General features: G+C 72.5%; 4 protein-coding genes. 2 read left to right on the top strand and 2 right to left on the bottom strand.

Annotated features, from left to right (window positions below):
• Nucleotides 1–286 precede the first annotated feature (286 nt).
• Together E1264_RS41665 and E1264_RS46300 are read left to right on the top strand one after the other, a co-directional pair.
• A complete protein-coding gene (locus E1264_RS41665) occupies nt 287–1144 on the top strand; it encodes a radical SAM/SPASM domain-containing protein (protein WP_132182953.1) in 858 nt (285 codons plus the stop codon).
• A gap of 67 nt (nt 1145–1211) precedes the next feature.
• A complete protein-coding gene (locus tag E1264_RS46300) occupies nt 1212–1937 on the top strand; it encodes a protein kinase (protein ID WP_347813459.1) in 726 nt (241 codons plus the stop codon).
• 63 nt (nt 1938–2000) lie between these two features.
• On the opposite strand, the gene E1264_RS45780 is transcribed toward E1264_RS46300, so the two are convergent.
• Nucleotides 2001–2231, bottom strand: a complete 231-nt coding sequence (locus tag E1264_RS45780) for a hypothetical protein (protein WP_243711497.1) — start codon at nt 2229–2231, stop codon at nt 2001–2003.
• Between the two features lie 106 nt (nt 2232–2337).
• On the bottom strand, nt 2338–3057 hold a 720-nt coding region (locus E1264_RS41650), incomplete at its 5' end, for a PIG-L family deacetylase (RefSeq protein WP_132182949.1).

Here is a 3057-nt window from a genome sequence, read left to right as displayed (position 1 = left end):
GCGTGACCCACGAGGACGGCCGGGCCGACGGGCCGGACGAGAGGCTGCTGCAGCTCCTCTACTACTCCAGCTGGTTCATGCCGGCGTGGACCATGCCCATGTGGCGCAACTGCCCTGGCGCCCGGCCCTGATCGGTTCCTGGCTCAAGCGAATGATCGGCGGCTGCCGGAGCCGCGTTCGCCGCCGATCACGGGACGGTGCTCGCCCCTAGACCCCGTGGCCCCGGATCAGCCGGCGCGCGTCCGGGGCCGCGGTACCAACCATGAGGCGCGCCGCTGGAGGTCCCATGACAAGCACCATGGAGTCTGAGCAGACCAGGCGGACGGCGCCTGGCATGCTCTGGCTCGACCTGACACGCAAGTGCCAGCTCGGGTGCGCACACTGCTTCAACGACTCCGGCTCGGCCGGCGACCACGGGACCATGACCCGGGACGACTGGGTCCGCGTCCTGGACCAGGCCGCCGCCTGCGACATCCGTCGCGTGCAGCTCATCGGCGGCGAGCCGACCATGCACCCCGACGCCGCCCACCTGTCCGAGTGCGCCCTCGCGCTCGGCCTGGACGTCGAGGTGTTCTCCAACCTCGTCCACGTCCCGCCCCGCTGGTGGGAGTTGTTCCAGCGCGACAGGGTGTCGGTGGCGACGTCGTACTACTCCGCCGACCCCGCCGAACACAAGGCGGTCACCGGGCGGCCGAGCCACCGACTCACCCGGGCCAACATCGTCCGCGCCGTCCAGCTCGGTGTCCCGCTTCGCGCGGGCATCATCGACACCGGCGACGCCCAGCGCACCGAGGAGGCGCGGCGGGATCTGGAGGGCATCGGCGTCACCCGGATCCAAGTCGACCGGGTCCGCCAGATCGGCCGCGCCGCCGACGGGCGGTCGCCCGAGACGTCCGAGCTGTGCGGACGTTGCGGGGACGGCCGCGCCTCCATCGGCCCGGACGGTCAGGTGTCCCCGTGCGCCATGTCCGCGTGGATGAGCGTGGGCAACGTCCACGAGACCGCGCTGGCCGATATCGTCGGCGGCGCGGCCATGGCCGAGGCCACCGCGTCCATCAGCGCCGCGACCTGTAAGGGCGGCTGCGCACCTGACCACGAGTGCAGTCCCGGCACCCCGGGCAGCGACTGCACCCCGAAGGAGTAGAGCCCTACCGATGATGAGCCTTCCCGGACCAGAACTCGCCGCGACACTCCGCCCTTACGCTGGTGACGTGCTCACCGTCCAGCGCACCGAGCGCGGGTTCAGCTCGGACCTGACGGCCCTGGTCACCGGCGAGCGGGGGAGGTGGTTCGTCAAGGCGGTCCGCAACCGCCCTGGCGGACGGCGCGACTCCCTGGTCCGGGAAGGCGCCATCAACCCGCACGTGCAGCCCATCTCACCGGCCCTGCAGTGGCAGGCCGAGGGGCCCGAATGGCTCGCGCTCGGGTTCGAGGCCGTAGAGGGGCGCCATGCTGACTTCGCGCCCGCCGCCCCGGACCTGCCGGACGTCGTCGACGTCCTCACTCGCATCGGCGACCTGCCGCTGCCCGACGCCGCCAGGGACTGGCACGAGACCCGCTGGGACTGGTACACAGATCGGCCCGACCTGTTCCGCGGCGACGCCCTGCTCTACACCGATTTCCACCCCTCGAACATCCTCATCGGTGATCGGGTGTGGGCGGTCGACTGGGCATGGCCCACGCGCGGCGCGGCGTTCATCGATCCGGCGCTCCTGGTGCTCCAGCTCGTCGCGGCCGGACACGCCCCCGAGGACGCGGAGACCTGGGCGTCCACCTGTCCTGGATGGCGGGACGCCGACCCCAAAGCGATCGACGCGTTCGCCGACGCCAACGCGTCCATGTACGCGACGCGCGCCGAACGCCGACCCGACTCCACGTGGCTGGGCGCGATGGCCACGGCCACCCGCATGTGGGCGCGCCATCGCGGCCGCTCCTAGATTCGTTTCCGTTTGCCGAGGGTCGGCCCGGCTCGACGACGTAGGTTCCCTTGGCGGGCAGCGTCACGACCAGCTCCCGCTCGCGCAGTACCCGGACAGCACGCCGCGCCGTCTCGATTGACGCGCCGTACTCCTCGGCCAGGTCCCGCTCGCCGAGCAGCTCGAACCGGGTCGCAGTGCGTCCGGCGGAGGATCATCGAGCCGCCCGGCCTCGATCTTCAGCTGCAGATGGTCGGCCATCTCGGCGTACCTGTAGGCGGCCGGATTCGGCTCGAACGGCGGGATCTCTGCCATGGGCGTCACCGTAGAGCGGCCCTGTGCCCCCTGACGTAGAAGAGCTGAGCCCCCGCGGTGAGGCCCGGCCGGTTCCCGCGGACCGGGCGGGCCTCACCGCCGGGCCTCACGCGCCCACGATGTAGTTCGGGGTGCCGCTCTCCGGCCCGGCGAACGACACCGAGTGGTACCCGATCGCGTAGCACCCGGCGCGGGGCTGCCACGCCCGGTAGCACCACCCGGCACGCCGGGCCATCTGCACGATCGCGGCGGCCGAGGCGGGCGGCAGCCCGTACACGCCGGCTCCGGCGGCCGTTCTCTGCTCGGGCTTGACCAGCCACCGCGCATCTCCGAAAGCGGCCGGGGTCTGCGTGTTCAGGGTCCGCAGCGCGGCTCCGAGCGCCGCGTGGTCCTGGTGATCGTCGCCCCACCACGTGGTGTAGTGCCCGACGCTGGACCATTCCGGGGCGAAGTGCGCCGCCCACGACTGCAGCACCTGGGTCGCCCAGCCGGCGGTGATGGTGCCCGGCAGGTCCGCCGTCGTCGGGGCCGGGGTGTCGGCCCGGCCCAGGTGGACGCGCTCGGCGGGCACGCCGAGCTGCGCGCACGCCGCGACGAGCTCGCGGGTGCGGGCCGCGGCGAAGTCCCCGAGGCTCAGCGGGGCGTACCCCTCGCGCGGCGGGTAGTGGTAGCCGCCCCACCAGTTGCTGTCCGCATCGCCGTTGACCATCGCCCGCGCCCCCGACGACGCCCCGTTGGACACCAGGACAACGTGCACCTCACGCCCGGCGAGGGCATGGCGTGCGATCACCTGCCCCATCCACAACGTCTCGTCGTCCTGGTGGGG

Source organism: Actinomadura sp. KC216, assembly GCF_004348535.1.
GTDB lineage: Bacteria > Actinomycetota > Actinomycetes > Streptosporangiales > Streptosporangiaceae > Spirillospora.
The sequence above is the reverse complement of the archived record's forward strand: the minus strand, read 5'-3'. Positions and strand labels throughout refer to the sequence as shown.